Source organism: Rhodococcus yunnanensis NBRC 103083 (genome assembly GCF_001895005.1).
GTDB lineage: Bacteria > Actinomycetota > Actinomycetes > Mycobacteriales > Mycobacteriaceae > Rhodococcoides > Rhodococcoides yunnanense.
The window spans coordinates 345367-361731 of record NZ_BCXH01000003.1; the positions used below are offsets into that span (position 1 = coordinate 345367).

A 16365-nucleotide genomic window follows, 5' to 3' on the forward strand; every position below is an offset into this window, starting at 1 on the left:
GATGCACGCTCGGCTCGCCCCAGGTCGGTTCGTCGGAGAAACGGCCCGCTTCCTCGCCGTCTCCGACCCCGGTGGCCTGCGCCTTCGATCTGCCACCGCGACGACGATCACCGTTGTGCTTGCGATGGCGGTGCTGCTGCCCGCCTCGAAGCTGATCGGACAGCCCATCACGGTGGCGATGCTCGGGACGGTCGTCGCGATGCAATCCTCGGCAGCGGTGAAGGACAGGGACCAGCGCAGCCGCGTCGTCACGACGCTGCTGCTCGTGTTCCCGGCTGTGGCAGCGGTGTCGTTGTCGGCGGTGCTGTCGCAGTTCGGCAAGGTAGCGGACGTCGGGTTCATTCTCGTGTTGTTCGCGGCCGTATGGGTGCGGCGCTACGGCCAACGAGGAACGGCGCTCGGCATGGTGGCGTTCATCTGCTACTTCTTCTCCCTGTTCCTTCGTGCCACACCGAGTCAGATTCCCATCCTGACGGTGTCGATCGTTGTCGGCGTTGCGATCTCGCTCCTGGTACGCACGGTGATACTGCCCGACCGCCCACGAGTGGAAGTGCAGCGGCTCGTCCGCGCGCTGCGCGCCGCCTGCATCGACGTGCTGGAGGTGGCGTCCAACAGACGCGATCGCAATCTCACGTTGTTGCGCAAGAAGCTCGACCGGCTCGGCAGCACCGCCCTCATGATCGACGACTGGCTCGACCGCAACGACGCAGCCATGCTTCTCAGCGTCACCAACGAGGATCTGTCCATCCGAATCTTCGACGCCCAGATCGCGACGGAGCAACTGGTCAGCGCATTGTGGGCGCTCGACCCGGACAAGTCGTGGCCGACGTCCCTCGGACAGGCAACGACGGCGCTCGGGTCATGTCTGCAGAACAATCCCTCGGAGGATCAGCTGCGCGCGGCACGACGGCTGGCTGCATCGGCAGCCGACAAGGCCGACGCGTCGACCCAGGCAGGCATCGCGACGACCGTCGCGATGCGAGCGGTGCAGGCGCACATCGCCATCCACCACATCACGAGCAACGCCTTGAGGTCCGAATCGGAGCCGAAACCGAAAGCGGAGGAGACGCAGAGCGACGACGCCGGGCTGAATCCGAGCACCAAGGCGGCGATCCAGGTGGCCGTGGCAACCAGTGCTGCAACGATTCTCGGTGAGCTGATCTCGCCGGATCGATGGTACTGGGCGGTACTGACGGCGTTCCTGGTGTTCACCGGTGCATCGACGCGCGGTGAGATACTGTCTCGGGCGGGCCATCGCGTCGTCGGGACGATAGCGGGAGTTCTTGCAGGAGTGGTACTTTCCGCGTTGGTCGGCCACAACCAGCCGTTGCAGTTGGTGCTGCTGGTGGTGTGCGTGTTCTTCGCGTTCTACCTCGTCACGGTCGCCTATGCACTGCTCGCGTTCTTCATCACCGTGATGCTCGCGATGCTGTACGGCCTGCTCGGCACCTTCAGCGTCGACGTCCTCGAACTGCGGATCTACGAGACCGCCGCTGGGGGCGTCGTCGGGATCGCGTCGGCGTACTTCATCTTCTCCACCGGAACCAGATCGACGATGACGACCAAGATCGACGACTACCTCGACCTGATGTCCGGAATCGTCGACACCAGCATTGCCTCGGTCGTCGAACCCGGGCAGACGACCGATCTGGTCGCCGACATGCGCAGGTTCGACAACGCTTTGAAAGAACTCGTCGCCGCGGGCAAACCGCTCGAGATGGGCCCGACCACCAGAACCAGGCGCGGCGCCAAACGACTTCTGCGCATCATGACCGTCAGCAACCGCTCGGGCCACGCGCTCGCCCGCGCCGGAGTCGGGGCATCGCGCGCCGAGAAGGGCAACGGCCCGTCGGAGGCAACCGCCAAGGCGCTACGCGAGGCCGCCGACGTCACCAAGACGACGATCTCCGACGTCAAGCGAGCGCTGGCGGGCGAACACGTCGAGCCGCCGGAGAAGCTCACCGAAACCTCGGCCTTCGACGTCATGCTCACCTCGACCAACACTCCGGGATCGGTGCGTAGTGCGGTTCGATCCCTCGCCACCTTGAACCGCACGATGGGCGAGGTGTTCACCCGTGCCTGAATCAGCGCTCGTCAGGGCCGCCGCGCAGGTTCCGGCGTTGGGGGAGTACCTGAGCGGGCCGTTCGATCTACCGGCGTCGGTGATGCTCGACGCGCAGTGGATGCGCGAGCGGGTCCGGGAGATCGGCGTTCGGTGGGGGTGTTCGGACGCGCGCGTGAACGGAACGCTCTGGTGGTACGCCGCGAGTTCGACGATGGCGTTCGTCCCGATCGCGACCGCTCTCGCAGTTGGCGAAGCCGCCGATCCGCGGCTGGACGATGCACGGTGCTTCCTCCGGCCCGACGGTTCCCTCGGCGGTGTGATCGGCGAGGCAACCCTCGACGTCGAGGGGCTGGCAGCGGCGATGGTCGAGTCGTTCGGGGCACTCGTCGACGCGGTGTCCGCGGCCTCGGGCGCGCGGGTCAAGGCGCTGTGGGCGATCGCGACCGATTCGATCGCGAACCGGTGTCTCGACGTCGGTGCCGCGCTCGGGAATCGAGCGCTGGGAAGCGAATTCGCGGTTTCGCTGATCGACGACATGAGGGCGCCGATGCCTGCGCCGCGCTTCGTCGACGTCGCGGGCCGAAGATTCACCGAGCGCTGCTCGTGTTGCCTGCTGTACGAAACCGACGCCGCCGACAAATGCACCAGCTGCCCGCGCCGGACCCCGGACGACCGGCTACGGGGATTGCACATCGCCGCCCGCTGGTAACAAGGCTCGAATCAGGGAACCCACCAGTTGCCTGCGCCGCGGACGACCGTCAGTCCGCCGGGGATCTCGACCCACGCCGAGACGTCGCCCGATCCGGTGCGGATGGGGCCGGTGTCCAGCGGCCCGGGGAATGCGACGCCGCCGATCTGTGTGGAGTTGTTGAACCAGTTGATGGCGCAGTTGCACCAGTTGTTCAGCGTGAAGTCCGTGAGTCCGGGGAGTGCCGGATCGACGCGAACGAAGATCGGCTGGTTGACGAATATCTGGTCGAGTCGCCACTGGATCACTGCGGCCGGGTCGAAGCCGACGGTCGGGCTGATCGATCCCGCCGGGACGAATCGGGCTTGAGCGGTGCCCGTACCGAGGAACGCCGCCGTGAGGACGATCACGGCGGAAATCAGTGCAGCGGAGATACGAGCGCGTCGCGTCGTCATGGATCTCGGAGCCTCTCGCAAGTCGAATGTTCGTGGCGATGTTACCCGAGCTCACCACTTGGCATCGGGGCGCAGAGGCCCACCCACTTCGGGTGAAGTTCCTCCGTTGGCGTGCGTTCGCGTGTGCAGGCGAGGACTGTTATGCCACATGAAATTCGGTCAGATGGTACTCGGGTTGGTCCCTTGGATTCTGTTCGCGATCCTCACCCAGAGGTTCGGCGACAATCAGGTTGCGTTCGCGGCGTTGATCTCGGCGATAGCTGCTGTGGGGATCGCGTACTACCAGCGCAGCGGTGGTATCAAGATCATCGAGGCCTCGGCGGTGGTGCTGTTCGCGGCCATTGCGGTGGTCGGGTTCGTCGGCGGAGAATCGGTCGACGATTTCCTCGCGGACTTCGCCCGCGGTGGCACGACGCTCGTGCTCGCTGCAGTGATGCTCGTGTCGGTGGTGACCGTGCCGTTCACCGAGCAGTATGCACGTGAATCGGTGGACCGCGAGTACTGGGACAGCCCGAAGTTCCACTCGACCAACCGGAAGATCAGCCTGTTCTGGGGTGCGACGCTGCTCGTCATGGGCGTCGGTCATCTGGTGGCGGGCGCACTACAGCCGCTGAGCGATCCCGGCGAGGGCACCAGGTCGGTCGACCTGCTGCTCAACTGGATAGTGCCGATCGTGCTCCTCGTGATCGCGGTGAAATACACCCAGCGGACCGCAGCGGCGGCACGAACAGCGGTGACGTAAAAAGCGGTGACATGAAAAGCGGGGGCATGGCCCGTCGGTAGTGTGGAGCCGGTGAATACACGACGAGCACTCATCGCCGTTGCGCTGACTGCGGTCGTCGTCGCCGGATGTTCCTCGCAGACGACGCAGGAGAAGCCGGCGCCCGTTCCGAACCAGGTCACGGTGATCGATCGTTCGTACTCGCCGTCCAGCATCACGATCTCCGCAGGTGAGACGGTCACCTGGGTGTTCGACGACGGAGGCATGACGCACGACGTCGTCGCCGACGACAAGTCCTTTCGCAGCCCGCTGATGGTCTCGGATACGTTCACGCACACTTTCACCGAACCGGGAACCTACAGCTACCACTGCACTCCGCACCCCGACATGCTGGGCACCGTCGTCGTGCAACCCTGAGGATCGGTTTCAGGGGAGGGTGCGGATGAATTCGAACGCTGCGTCGGTGGCTGCGGGGTTGGCGCTGGTGACTCCGTTGACGACTCCGATGGTCGCCCCGAGCGCTGCGCCGGGAATGCAACCGACGAAGATGAACAGCACGCACCCTACGACGGCACCGATGCCCGCTCCGATGCCGGCTGAGACGGATCCCCCGTTGTTCCAGCCTATTTGGATCTGCGTTACCAGGTTCTGGTAGGCGGCGGGGCTGTACACCGGGTGGATCAGTGACGCCGAGTTCGGTGTCAGGGTGAGCGATCGACCGCCGTCGCCGATGGCACTCGCGATCGGAAGGACTTGTTCGTCAACCGAATACGAGAGCGGGACCGACGCTACGGTCGCACCCGCGGCATCGAGGATCGATACCGCGCTCCCGTCGGATGTGAGCGCGAACGTCCCCGCATCGAGAAGTGTGCGCACAGAACCGTTGTCGACGGTGGTCGAGTAACCGACGTTCGCGGGCGCGGGCTCCGCCTGTGCTGTGCCGACGGATCCGGCGACCAGTGCCACGCTCGACAGTGCAGCGATGGCGGTACGTGTTCTTCTCGTGACCCTCATGAGTGCTCACACCTTCGGTCCGCGCGTCGTTCGGTCACTGTCGACGCTAGCGACCCCGTCGTCGACCCACGATCGATTCCGGCGAAATCACCCACTCGGATGAACTCTTGTAAACCTCGAGTTCACAAGCTACGGTAAGTGTGTGAACCAAAAGTTGTCAGACCTCGATCCCGGCGACAAGCCCACCGACGTCGGAGACGAGCGGCGGCGTCGGCACGCCGCTCTGCTCGCGCTACGAGAGGCGATAGCCACCGAAGTCCGTGTCGAAGCCGAAGCTGCCGAAGCGACAGGGCACGCCGCGGAGACCGCAATGTGGTTGGGCGCCAGCCTCGCCGACCTCGCGGCAGTCACCGGCCGATCGCGTCAGGCGGCGCGTAAACGGTGGCCGACGCTCGGCGCGGTGCATCGCCGGCGAGCGTGGCTCGGCAATCATGTCGACGACATCCGCTGGGCCGTGCGGGTCGTGCTGGAGAACTCAGCCGAGATCGACGTGCAGGACCGTGCCGTGTTCGACGAGCTCCGGGCACTCGACGAGTCGGTCGGCATCGAGTTCGGCCCCGCCGCGGAGGGGGGATCCGAGCCGGCGGCCAGGTGGCACGACCTCGATCGACTCGTCGACGTCGTGCTGCGAAGGGTTACGGCCGAGGGTGCTGCGCGCGGTGGCCAGGCCGAATTCGCCCTACACGGCGCCGGTGGTGTCGTCGGTTACTACGACCACGCAGGGGCGGGCACGGGCACGCCGGACGACGACTAGCGTGCAACGTCGATAGGAAGTCCTCGGGCGCGTTCCTGGGTCAGGAGATATTTGATCGAGTATCTTCCGGTGCTCGGATCGTACGGTCGGTGCAGAACGAAAAGGAGAATATGAAATGCCCAGTGAATTCTGAGCCACCTCGCAATGGTTTTGTTCATCCTGCCGTGCAGTTCGAATGTCTTGGTCCCCGAATCGATGTACTTGTAGAACTCGATCGGTGGGGTCAGTGCGCGGCGCGGAGAAATGTTCACGTGCATTTCGGTCAACTGCGCAATTTCGATGTCCTTTGCGACAATGCACAGGGCCAGATCCAGATCTTCGTGTATATCGGGCTGCACACTGACACGATCCGCCACCTCGGCCCATGTGGACTTCCTCAGCGCCATGTTGGCGCCGTGCAAATTTTTCATCCTTCGCTCGCCGCCGAACATTCCGCGCGAAATCTGCTTCCGGACGAACCAGCCCTTGAGTGAGCGGAACGGTGAATCGTAGGAGTTGTTCAACCCGCTCACGGCTCCGACCTGGGCAGTGTCGTCCCGGCCGAAGTATTCGGTCACGCTGCGGGCCCAGCCGGGGCTGACTCTCGTGTCGGCGTCCACACGCCCCAGGATCGCCGCCGATGCTGCCTCGAAACCGGTGTTTCTCGCATGTGCGACACCTCTACGCGTTTCATGCAAGATTCTGACCTGCGGAGAGCCGGCGCCGATTTTCTCGAGAATGTCCAATGTCGAATCGGTCGAGCCGTTGTCGACGACGATGATTTCGTCGATGTCTGCCGATTGCTCCAGCAATGCCGCGATGCAGGGCCCGATGTAATTTTCTTCGTTGTAGACGGGCACTATCACTGACAAAGTAGGTAGAGGCATGTCGCATCACGATAATCGACAGTCTCGGCGTGGTCAAAAAGTTCAAAATGCAACAAAGTTGGTTTCGTAGCGAAAAAGGTCGACTGGATTGCTTATCGGACAATAAGATTCTCGTCGCCCATTTCGGCTCCTATCAGCGCGCGGCCGGTAGCGGCTATAGGGTTGAAGGCATGAACACGTCTGTCCGTTCGCGAGCGACAGGACCCCCGCTGCTCGCCGCCGGGGTTGCAGGCGCGCTGGTGGCGGTGCTGTCGGTCCGTGACCCAAGGACGTCGACGTATCTTCCGTGTCCGATTCATGCGGCCACGGGCTTGTGGTGCCCCGGTTGCGGCGCGACGCGAGCGTTCGGAGATCTGATTCGCGGTGATGTGGCGTCGGCGATCTCCGCCAACCTTCTGGCCGTTGTGCTGGCGATCGCCGGAATCGGCGTATGGGGAATGTGGATGCGGGCGAGGATGACGGGTACGACGGTGCGGCGACCACCGGCGATTCTGATCGGATCTGCAGTGGTGGTCGTCTGCGCTTTCACGATCCTCAGGAATGTTCCCGCAGGTAGTTGGCTCGCCCCCTGAAATAAGGAGTGGAATCATGTTGCTCGAAGTAGCGTCGATCGTGGTGTTGGTCGGTGTGCTGATCGTGCTGATTCCGACCGCGCGCCGCGTGTTCAAGAAGGGCGACGACGAATGACCGACTCGTTGAAGGCTCGAGTTCGCGCCAAGCTGCTCGAACAATTGGCAGGAGACGGCGGGACCGACGCCGAACTGGCGGAGGGCGACGATCCGCGTCTGGTGGCGATCGGTGACGACCTGGCCGCGCTCGACGAGGCATCCGAGAACGACCCACTGATCGATCAGCTGGCCACGAGGTACTGGGTCCCGTAGCGGCCACTCCGCCCTGTGTCACCACTCACGCACGGGTAGATCTAGTATCTATGTTGTGTCCAACACGAAATCTGCTTCGGAGCTCGCCTACCTGACGGTCAAGGAAATGATCGTCACCGGTGAACTGCCCGGCGGCGAACTGGTCAGTGAAGGCGACATCGCCGGTCGTATGGATGTCAGCCGTACGCCGGTGCGTGAAGCGTTCCTCCGACTCCAGGTCGAAGGGTGGATGCGGCTCTACCCCAAACGCGGCGCGCTCGTCGTGCCCGTGGCCCCTGGCGAGGCCGAGAACATCGTCTCCGCGCGTTGGCTCATCGAGTCGGGAAGTGTCCGTGCACTCGTCGGGGACGCTCGTGTACGCGCCGAGCTCGTCGGTGAACTGCGGACCAACCTGGTGCGCCAACACCGACTGCTCGCCCGCGACACCGGACAAGAGACAACGGCAGCCGAATTCAGTGCCGCCGACGCCGACTTTCACCGTCTGATCGTCCACGCAGGCGGCAACCCGCTGCTCGACGCGTTCTACTCGGGGCTTCGGGAGCGTCAGCGGCGGATGACGACGCATTCGCTCGCCCGTGACCCGGGCCAGATCGAGCAGATCGTCGAGGACCATACTCGACTCGCCGATTTCATCGAGGCAGGTGACGCGGACGGTTTCGAGACCGCGGTCGATGCTCACATGCGCCGGGTGCACGGATTGAACGAGAGCGGCACGCGATGACCGACACGACACGGGCCGAGGCATCGAACACGACGAGGACGGCCCGGTGGATGCTCGTCGCCGCCGGGATGTTCGCGGTCGCGTGGGGTGGCAACGAGTTCACGCCGCTGCTGGTGATGTACCGCCTCGAGCACGGCTTCTCAGCGGTGACCGTCGATACGTTCCTGTTCGCGTACGTCATCGGGATCGTGCCTGCCCTGTTGATCTGCGGCCCGCTGTCGGACCGCATCGGACGGCGTCCCGTCATGCTTCCGGCGACGTCGGTCGCAGCGGCAGGATCGATTCTGATCGCCATCGGCGCCGATACCGCAGTGGTCCTGTTCTCCGGCCGTGTGCTGAGCGGGGTCGCGCTGGGAATCGGAATGGCGGTCGGTGGTACGTGGATCAAGGAACTGTCCGCACTCGATCCGAATACCGCGCCGGGTGCAGGCGCCCGCCGCGCCGCGATGAGTTTGACGGCAGGTTTCGCCCTGGGTGCAGGTGTCGCCGGGATACTCGCTCAGTGGGCGCCCTGGCCGACGCACCTTCCGTATCTCGTGCACGTGGGTATCTGCATCGTTGCCGGGCTGGGCATGATCGGGGTGCGGGAGACCCGCGCGGCAGTTCCTCGCGGCGAACGAGGGACTCTGGCGTCGGACCTGAAGATTCCCGCCGCGGCCCATCGTCGATTCCTGATGGTGGTCGTGCCGTTGGCGCCGTGGGTGTTCGGTGCGGCGAGCGTTGCCTACGCGGTCCTTCCCTCGTTGATGGCCGATCGCAGCGGTGGGCATCCCATCGCGCTGTCGGCGTTGATGTCGGTGATCGCACTCGGATCGGGATTCGGCATCCAGGCCGTCGGCCGCAGGATCGACACCCCGAATGGGGCGCGTGGTGCACTCGTCGCGCTGTCGATCCTGGTCGTCGGGATGCTGCTTGCGGCGTGGGCGGCGACGGTACTGACCATCGCGGCAGCATTGATCGCGGCAGCCGTGCTCGGTTGCGGTTATGGCATGGCGCTCGTGTCGGGATTGCAAGAGGTGCAACGAATTGCAGGGCCCAACGATCTGGCCGGTCTGACCGCAGTGTTCTACTCGCTCACCTACCTCGGGTTCGCGATCCCGGCGATACTCGCCGCGCTCACCGAAGCTTGGCCCGGCTCGATAACCTACCCCGCCATCTTCACGGCCGGGGCAGTACTGGCAGCCCTGTGCTGGGTGTTCGTGAGGACTCGATCGAGTGCTCACCTTCCGGCCCCGCACCCCGCTCCGGAAGCGTCTAGTATCACCTGACTATGTCGGTCTCTCCGCGTGACGTCCCGCGGTGGGTGCCCATCACTGTTCCCCTCACCGGAGCACTGCGGTGGGATTGGCGCGAGAGCTACAGCGTGTTCGTGGCGTTCGCGGTACCTGTCCTGCTGTGGATTCATGTCCCAGTGCTGCTGCCGGGTGCCTTCTTCGGGCTGATCGCTCTGGGGGCGGGCATCCGCATTCGCCGGATCGCCTCGTGGTGGCCGTTGTTGCGTTCCGGTGAGGTGGCATCGGTGGATTCCGTCGAGCGGTGGACCACCGGCGCGGGAACCGTCACGCTCTCGCATGCGACGGGCTGGCGCGTCCACCGAGGGTGGTTCACCGGAGACATCACGACCAGTCGCGTGGGCTACACCGCCGCGGACCGGCGAGGAAACCTGGAGATACGCGGACTTCCCTACACCGACGGGGTGATTCTCGCGCACCCGACGGCCCCGAAGGCCATGTGCGTGAGCGAGTTTCCGTTCGATCTGAACGACAACGAGAACGGCCGATGGTCGGCGTCGGTACCGCCCCGATTCTGGGCAGGAGCGGCGGCGACGGCAGCTGTGTACCTACTGCTCGTGCTCGGCGGCGTCGTCAGCTCCGGGCAACTGTGGTTCTGAGCCTACTATCAGCTGTGCCCCAAGCAGGAGAGCCCCAAGCAGGAGAGCCCGACTCGGGATCCGGCGAAACGGTCGACGAGCGTCTCGCACGCCTCGAGCGTGAACTGGCAGAACTGCGTGCGGCCCGAGACCGAGGGCCGTCGGTACTCGGTAGCCGCGACACCGAGCAGGTCCGATCGATTCTCGGACAGTTCGGTATGGCAAGGAGCGTCGGCGGCGCGTTCGGGACACCGCCTGCCCCCGTCGTCGCCAAGTACCTGTCCGATCCGCCGCGGCCGGTACCCGCTGCTTTCCGGCTCGCCGGACTGTCGTGGAAGTGGTGGGAGGCCTTCGCGATTCTCATGACGTTCACGGCACCGATCGCGCTGTGGCTCTTCGTGCCGAAGACCCTGCCCATCCCGTTCGTCGGGCTTCTCGTGGTGATCGCGGTGACCAGGATTCGGGCCATCGGTAACCGGTCACACGTGCTGAAGTGGGGCACGGTGGCCGTCGTGACAGGAGTCGACAGAGTCTCGGTCGGAACGTATTTCAGCGGAATCACCTACAACAACGTACGGCTGGCGCAAGCAACCGGGTGGACCGTCGAACGTCGGTGGTACAGCGGGCCCGGCCACGTCACCGACGTCGCCTACACGGTGGACGGCGTCGCCGGTTCGATCCGTGTTCGCGGCCTTCCGTACACGTCGGGTGTGATCCTCGCGAGTACCAAGAATCCAGCGAAAGCACGGTGCGTCAGCGACTTTCCGTACGATCTCGACGTCGATTCGAGCGGCGACTGGGTGTCCACCGTGCGTCCGGCCGTGTGGATCGGCGCCTGCGCGTCGCTGCTCGTCTACGCCGCACTCGTGCTCGGCACCGTATGGTCCGTCGGGACGCTGTGGCTTGCCTGAGGCGCTGCGGCTTGCTCGAGGTGCTGTGGCTTGTCTGAGGTGCTGTGGCTTGCGTGACCGATCTAGGGGAGTGCCGGCAGCGTCGTATCCACCAGCCAGGCATCCCACAGGCTGCGCGGGCAGCCGAAACGTGAAGCGAGATCGGTGAAGTCGGATGTGCTGACGGTCGAGTACCGGTACTTCGACGTCCATTCCTGGATCAGCGGGAAGAACTTGTCGTCGCCGATGGTCCTGCGCAGGGCATGGAGTGCTAGGGCGCCGCGCTTGTAGACGCGGTCGTCGAACATCTTGGCGGGACCGGGATCTCCGAGGACGAGATCGCGCGGTAATCCGCGTTGCATGGTGTGCACGCGCCTGGCCTTGTCCTGTGCGGACGAGCCGCCGGAGTTCTCGGCCCAGATCCACTCGGAGTAACAGGCGAACCCTTCGTGCAGCCAGATGTCCTTCCACTTACCGAGGGTCAGGCTGTTGCCGAACCACTGGTGCGCCAGCTCGTGCGCGACGAGCCGCTCGAAGTACCGATTCCCCGAACAGTGGTTGGCGCCGAAGATCGACAATCCCTGTGCCTCGATGGGGATTTCGAGATCGTCGCCGGTGACCACGACGGTGTACGCAGCGAACGGATAGGGGCCGTACAGACGCTCGAACGTGCTCATCATCTCGGTCTGGCGCCCGAAGTCGTGCTCGAAGTTCGGCAGAAGACGTTGCGGCAGAATCACTTTCATCGGCACCGGCCCGGTGCTGGTGGTGTGCGAGACGTACGGCCCGATCTGGACGGTCGCAAGGTAGGTGGCCATCGGCTCTGGCTGCTCGTACACCCACGTCGTTCGACTCGCGCGTGTCTGCTTGCGGACGAGTGTGCCGTTCGCGACTGCGAAGTACGGGGAATCGGTGGTGATCGTGATGCCGTAACTGGCCTTCGACACGGGGTGGTCGTCGCACGGGAACCACGACGCGGCTCCGTTGGGCTGGCTGGCGACGATGGAACCCTCGGTCAGTTCGTCCCAACCGACTTCGCCCCAGAAACCGTTGATGGGCTTGGGTGTTCCGCCGTACTGGATCGTCACGACCAGCGCTGCGCCCGAGGCGATGGGCTTCGCCGGCGTGATCTTCAGCTTGGCGTGGTGCTGGCTGAACTTGACCGAGCGCGAGCCGTTCACCGATACCTTCGACACCCGCAGTGCAGGCCCGAGGTCCAAGGAGAACTTCGAGATCGTCGCGGTGGCGACGGCGGTGATCTTCGCTTTGCCCGCCAACCGATTGCTCTCGACCTTGTACTCGAGATCCAACTCGTACCGGGACACGCGGTAGCCGCGATTTCCGTTCTGCGGTAGATATTCGTCGAGCGGAGCATCGCCTCCGTCGAGATCGAAGACCGGCGTCACCAATTTCGAGCCGACCGGCTTCACTCGCTCACCTCGGCAGTCACGATACGGGCGAACGGGTCGCCCTTGGCCCACGGAGCGATCGGGTTGCCCTGCCAACGGGTGTGCGCGGGCACGGTATCGCCGCGCATCACCAGCGATGCCGGTCCGACCGTCGCGCCTTCGCCGATGCCCGCTGCGGGAAGGGCGACGCAGTGCTGGCCCAGTGTTGCGCCTCGTCCGAGTGTCACGCTGTCCATGGACATGATCCGATCATGGAACAGGTGTGTTTGCACAACGCACCCACGATTGACCGTTGCGCCGTCGGCGAGCGTCACCAGATCGGCCTCGGGAAGCCAGTAGGTCTCGCACCACACTCCGCGGCCGATGTCGGCCCCGAGCCAGCGCAGCCACATGTTCAGCACGGCCGTGCCCTCGGCGGCGCGAGCGAACCACGGCGCCGCAACGGTTTCGACGAAGGTGTCGGCCACCTCGTTGCGCCACACGAACGAGCTCCACAGCGGGTGCTCGACCTTGTCGATGCGGCCGACCCACATCCACTTGGCCACCGCGGACACTGCCGCGGCGACCGCGCCTGCGATCAGGAGCACGACGCCGCTGAGCAACGCCGCGAGCCAGTACCCGTACTCGTGCGCAAGCCAGGTCAACGCGAACAGCACTCCGAGCCCGATCCCGAACGTCACCATCACCGGTATCAACCGGCACGTCTCGACGAACGATCGAGCCACCTTGAGCTTCGTCGGTGGATCGAACGTGCGCGAGCTGTCGGCGCGACCGGCCGCCCGGCGTAATCGCACCGGGGGACTGCCGAGCCACGACGAACCGGATTTCGCCTTGTCCGGCGTCGCCGACAGCACGGCGACCAGGCCGTTCTTCGGAACGGTCCGACCGGGCCCTGTCATGCCGGAGTTGCCGAGGAACGCGCGTTTGCCGACCTTGGCGTCACCGAGGTGCATCCAGCCGCCGCCGAGCTCGTAGCTGGCCACCATCGTGTCGTCGGCGAGGAATGCGCCGTCGGCGACGGTCGTGAACTTCGGGATCATCAATACCGTCGACGCCTCGACGTCCTTGCCGATCTTCGCGCCGAGCAATCGCAACCAGTGCGGGGTCAGCAGGGACGCGTACAGCGGGAACAGGAACGTGCGCGCCGAGTCCATCAGTCGCTCGGTGGCCCACACCTGCCAGCCGATTCTGCTGCGCACCGGGTGGTAGCCCTCGGTGAGTCCGATGCTCAGAATGCGAACCGCAATCAACGTGATCAGCGCGAAGACCCCCAAGGACACAAGCGTCGCCAGCGGCAACATGATCGCCGCGCGCCCGAGTGCGCCCCACATCGTCGTCGCAGTGTGCAGCCACCATCCCATCAGGACCAGCGAGACACCGAGCGAGAAGATGGCCATCCCGGAGAGGAACAACGACGCGACGCCGTACGCCAGCACCCAGCGCGTCGCGCGCGGAGGAGCGTGCTCGGGCCACGGATGTTCGGCTTTGCCGACCTTCGTCGCGGGCGAACCCGCCCACAGCTGACCTGCTTTCACACGTCCGACGACGGCAGAGCCTGCGCTGACGACGGCGTTCTTGCCGATGGAGGTGCCGGGCAACAGAGTCGACCTGGCGCCGACGGCAGCGCCCGCGCCGATCTTGATGCCACCGATGTAGACGATGTCACCGTCGATCCAGTGCCCGGTGAGATCGACCTCGGGTTCGACGGAACAGCCGTCGCCCAGCTCGAGCATTCCGGTCACCGGCGGCAGTGTGTGCAGGTCGACGCCCTTGCCGATCTTCGCTCCCAGTGCACGGGCGTAATAGACCATCCACGGTGCACCCGAGAGGTTCGACGCCCCACTGGCGTCGGTCAGACGCGTCGCCGCCCACAGGCGGATGTGGGCACTTCCGCCGCGTCGGTACGCACCGGGTTTCACCCCGGCCAGCAGGATGCGCGAGCCGACGACCGAGATCGCCATCCGCCCCACCGGGGTGATGAACAGGACGAAGGCGAGAAGGATCCACCACCAGGACACCGTCGGCGCCCAGGAGACGTCGGCGAACCACGACATCACGTTGAACAGAACCCCGACCCAGGTGACCCACTGCAGGCCGGTCAATGTCGTCAACGGAACGGTCGCGGCGATCTGTGCCCACTGGGCCGAGCGGGGAGTCGGTTCGACGTCGCGCGGAACGACCTCGACGGGCGGCTTCAGCTCGTCCAGATACCGTGCGAGCGAACCGAGCCGAGGATGGTCGTAGAGCTGCGCGACGGTGATCTCGGGAAAACGTTCGCGCAGTGCCGTCACCAGTTGGGCCGCGGACAGCGAGCCGCCGCCGTTCTGGAAGAAATCCGCGTTCTCGTCGTTCACCTGCGCGCCGAGGATGTTGGTCCACAGCGCTGCGACCCATCCGGCAGTCCCGTCGAGATCGGAGGCTCCGCCCATGCCGGGAAGCGGCCAGGGGAGCGCATTTCTGTCGACCTTGCCCGAGGTGCGCGTCGGCATCTCCTCGACGAGTGCCAGACGCGGAACCAGCGCTGCGGGTAGCTGCTCGGCGAGGATCGCGCGCGCGGCGTCGAGATCGAAATCGGGGTTGGTGCTCGCGAGGTAACCGATGAGAACCGAGTTTCCTGCCCCGGTCTTGCGTACTGCGGCGGCAGCACCGCCGACGCCGGGGAGCGCCTGGAGTGCATTGTCGATCTCGCCGAGTTCGATGCGACGTCCACCGAGCTTGACCTGATCGTCGGCACGGCCCTGGAACAACAGCCCTTCCAGCTCCAGCCTGACGAGGTCACCGCTGCGATACGCGCGATCCCAGCCGAGCGAGGGCATCGGGGCGTACTTCTCGGCATCCTTGGCGGGATCGAGGTAACGGGCGAGGCCGACGCCGCCGATGACGAGCTCACCGACCTCACCGACCGCGACGGGGTTTCCCGACGCGTCGACCACCGCCAGATCCCAGCCGTCGAGCGGCAGCCCGATCCTGACCGGCCCCTTGCCGTCCATGATCGACGCGCACGCGACGACGGTGGCCTCGGTCGGGCCGTAGGTGTTCCACACCTCGCGGCCGTCGACGGCAAGACGTTCGGCCAGTTCGGGTGGGCAGGCTTCGCCGCCGAAGATGAGCAGCCGCACGGCCTCCAGTGCCACCGCGGGCCACAGCGACGCGAGCGTCGGAACCGTCGAGACGACGCTGATGTCTCGTGAGACCAGCCACGGGCCGAGATCGAACCCGCTGCGGACGAGTGAACGCGGGGCAGGCACGAGGCATGCACCGTGACGCCATGCCAGCCACATCTCCTCGCACGACGCGTCGAAGGCCACGGACAGACCGGCCAGCACGCGGTCGCCTGGCCCGAGCGGATCCTCTCTCATGAACATCCGCGCTTCGGCGTCGACGAACGCCGCGGCGTTGCGATGGCTGACGGCCACGCCCTTGGGTGTTCCCGTCGAACCGGAGGTGAAGATGACCCATGCGTCGTCGTCGGGCGACGGCGTGGTGAGCGCGACCGGGGCCGGGATGTCCTGTTTCTCGGCGGTTCCAGCGGCGATGCCGCCGGCCGTCACGACGGCAGTGACCTTCGCCTCACCGAAGACAAGGTCCGCTCGTTCGTCCGGATCGTCCGCGTCGACGGGCACGTACGCGGCCCCGGCGTTGAGGATCGACAGAATCGCGACGTACAACGAGAACGAGCCCGACGGCATCCTGATCCCGACGCGATCCCCGCGGCGGACACCCGCCCTGGCCAGCCACTGTGCACCCTCGTCGATGTCCTCGAGCAGCTCTCGGTAGGTGACCGACGTCGTGCCGTCGTCGATCGCCGCGGCGTCGGGAAACGTGGAGGTGGTGGAACGCAGAATGTCGATGAGCGTCCGCTCCTGTGGAGCGCGCTCCGCGCGGAGAAATTCGGCGGGGACCGTAGCCGTCAGCTGCGGGTTCGCCGAATCCGACTGTGATTGCACAGACAACCGGGTGTCCTTCTTCTCGAGTGGTACCGAAATGCGAGTGAACGTCGTCGGTCGTTATCTCATGTTCGGTTGGCCAGC

16 protein-coding genes are annotated in these 16365 nt (G+C 65.3%); 11 read left to right on the plus strand and 5 right to left on the minus strand.

The features are described from left to right. The first annotated feature begins 1 nt into the window (after position 1). Entirely contained in the window at positions 2 to 2083 is a 2082-nt protein-coding gene (locus tag RY1_RS08000; protein ID WP_072802987.1) for an FUSC family protein, read from the plus strand. Then, positions 2076 to 2774, plus strand: a complete 699-nt coding sequence (locus tag RY1_RS08005) for a (2Fe-2S)-binding protein (RefSeq protein ID WP_072802988.1) — start codon at positions 2076 to 2078, stop codon at positions 2772 to 2774. The genes RY1_RS08000 and RY1_RS08005 overlap by 8 nt, the downstream gene beginning before the upstream one ends. Before the next feature lie 11 nt (positions 2775 to 2785). Here the strand turns inward: RY1_RS08005 and RY1_RS08010 are convergent, their stop codons facing one another. Beyond that, positions 2786 to 3208: a hypothetical protein gene (locus tag RY1_RS08010; protein WP_072802989.1), complete on the minus strand. Its 423-nt coding sequence runs from the start codon at positions 3206 to 3208 to the stop codon at positions 2786 to 2788. A gap of 148 nt (positions 3209 to 3356) precedes the next feature. Here RY1_RS08010 and RY1_RS08015 point away from each other — a divergent pair, with 148 nt between their 5' ends. Further along, positions 3357 to 3950 (plus strand): hypothetical protein, encoded by a 594-nt coding sequence (locus RY1_RS08015; protein WP_072802990.1) that lies wholly within the window; start codon positions 3357 to 3359, stop codon positions 3948 to 3950. A gap of 51 nt (positions 3951 to 4001) precedes the next feature. Further along, positions 4002 to 4346: a plastocyanin/azurin family copper-binding protein gene (locus RY1_RS08020; RefSeq protein WP_072803083.1), complete on the plus strand. Its 345-nt coding sequence runs from the start codon at positions 4002 to 4004 to the stop codon at positions 4344 to 4346. A 9-nt stretch (positions 4347 to 4355) separates the two neighbouring features. Here RY1_RS08020 and RY1_RS08025 read toward each other — a convergent pair whose 3' ends face one another. Next, a complete protein-coding gene (locus RY1_RS08025) occupies positions 4356 to 4943 on the minus strand; it encodes a DUF8020 domain-containing protein (protein ID WP_072802991.1) in 588 nt (195 codons plus the stop codon). Between the two features lie 142 nt (positions 4944 to 5085). On the opposite strand from RY1_RS08025, the gene RY1_RS08030 reads away from it, so the two are divergent. Then, the gene (locus RY1_RS08030; protein WP_072802992.1) at positions 5086 to 5697 is read left to right on the plus strand and encodes a hypothetical protein; all 612 of its coding nucleotides are present in this window, start codon (positions 5086 to 5088) and stop codon (positions 5695 to 5697) included. On the opposite strand, the gene RY1_RS08035 is transcribed toward RY1_RS08030, so the two are convergent. Then, complete coding sequence (locus RY1_RS08035; RefSeq protein WP_072802993.1) at positions 5694 to 6563, minus strand: glycosyltransferase family 2 protein; 870 nt, start codon at positions 6561 to 6563, stop codon at positions 5694 to 5696. The two genes, RY1_RS08030 and RY1_RS08035, sit on opposite strands and share 4 nt — an antisense overlap. 170 nt (positions 6564 to 6733) lie before the next feature. Here RY1_RS08035 and RY1_RS08040 point away from each other — a divergent pair, with 170 nt between their 5' ends. The 6 genes from RY1_RS08040 (at position 6734) to RY1_RS08065 (ending at position 10946) form a co-directional block, all read left to right on the plus strand. After that, positions 6734 to 7135, plus strand: coding sequence for a DUF2752 domain-containing protein (locus tag RY1_RS08040; RefSeq protein WP_072802994.1), 402 nt, complete (start codon positions 6734 to 6736; stop codon positions 7133 to 7135). A gap of 111 nt (positions 7136 to 7246) precedes the next feature. Further along, positions 7247 to 7444: a hypothetical protein gene (locus tag RY1_RS08045; protein ID WP_072802995.1), complete on the plus strand. Its 198-nt coding sequence runs from the start codon at positions 7247 to 7249 to the stop codon at positions 7442 to 7444. A gap of 55 nt (positions 7445 to 7499) precedes the next feature. Beyond that, on the plus strand, positions 7500 to 8165 hold the full coding sequence (locus RY1_RS08050; RefSeq protein WP_072802996.1) for a GntR family transcriptional regulator: 666 nt from the start codon (positions 7500 to 7502) through the stop codon (positions 8163 to 8165). Beyond that, on the plus strand, positions 8162 to 9433 hold the full coding sequence (locus tag RY1_RS08055) for an MFS transporter (protein ID WP_072802997.1): 1272 nt from the start codon (positions 8162 to 8164) through the stop codon (positions 9431 to 9433). The genes RY1_RS08050 and RY1_RS08055 overlap by 4 nt, the downstream gene beginning before the upstream one ends. Positions 9434 to 9435: 2 nt before the next feature. Continuing rightward, a complete protein-coding gene (locus RY1_RS08060) occupies positions 9436 to 10056 on the plus strand; it encodes a hypothetical protein (protein WP_072802998.1) in 621 nt (206 codons plus the stop codon). A 14-nt stretch (positions 10057 to 10070) separates the two neighbouring features. Beyond that, a complete protein-coding gene (locus RY1_RS08065) occupies positions 10071 to 10946 on the plus strand; it encodes a hypothetical protein (protein ID WP_084727248.1) in 876 nt (291 codons plus the stop codon). Between the two features lie 62 nt (positions 10947 to 11008). Here RY1_RS08065 and RY1_RS08070 read toward each other — a convergent pair whose 3' ends face one another. Further along, complete coding sequence (locus RY1_RS08070) at positions 11009 to 12355, minus strand: M1 family metallopeptidase (protein ID WP_072802999.1); 1347 nt, start codon at positions 12353 to 12355, stop codon at positions 11009 to 11011. Then, the gene (locus RY1_RS08075) at positions 12352 to 16287 is read right to left on the minus strand and encodes a Pls/PosA family non-ribosomal peptide synthetase (protein ID WP_072803000.1); all 3936 of its coding nucleotides are present in this window, start codon (positions 16285 to 16287) and stop codon (positions 12352 to 12354) included. Before RY1_RS08075 ends, RY1_RS08070 begins: the two co-directional genes overlap by 4 nt. Between the last annotated feature and the right edge of the window lie 78 nt (positions 16288 to 16365).

Bases quoted from the DNA above. Each gene is read 5' to 3' on its own strand.
- RY1_RS08035 (WP_072802993.1), bottom strand. From the start codon at position 6,563: ATGCCTCTACCTACTTTGTCAGTGATAGTGCCCGTCTACAACGAAGAA.
- RY1_RS08010 (WP_072802989.1), bottom strand. From the start codon at position 3,208: ATGACGACGCGACGCGCTCGTATCTCCGCTGCACTGATTTCCGCCGTG.
- RY1_RS08015 (WP_072802990.1), top strand. From the start codon at position 3,357: ATGAAATTCGGTCAGATGGTACTCGGGTTGGTCCCTTGGATTCTGTTC.
- RY1_RS08060 (WP_072802998.1), top strand. From the start codon at position 9,436: ATGTCGGTCTCTCCGCGTGACGTCCCGCGGTGGGTGCCCATCACTGTT.
- RY1_RS08025 (WP_072802991.1), bottom strand. From the start codon at position 4,943: ATGAGGGTCACGAGAAGAACACGTACCGCCATCGCTGCACTGTCGAGC.
- RY1_RS08055 (WP_072802997.1), top strand. From the start codon at position 8,162: ATGACCGACACGACACGGGCCGAGGCATCGAACACGACGAGGACGGCC.
- RY1_RS08000 (WP_072802987.1), top strand. From the start codon at position 2: ATGCACGCTCGGCTCGCCCCAGGTCGGTTCGTCGGAGAAACGGCCCGC.
- RY1_RS08045 (WP_072802995.1), top strand. From the start codon at position 7,247: ATGACCGACTCGTTGAAGGCTCGAGTTCGCGCCAAGCTGCTCGAACAA.
- RY1_RS08040 (WP_072802994.1), top strand. From the start codon at position 6,734: ATGAACACGTCTGTCCGTTCGCGAGCGACAGGACCCCCGCTGCTCGCC.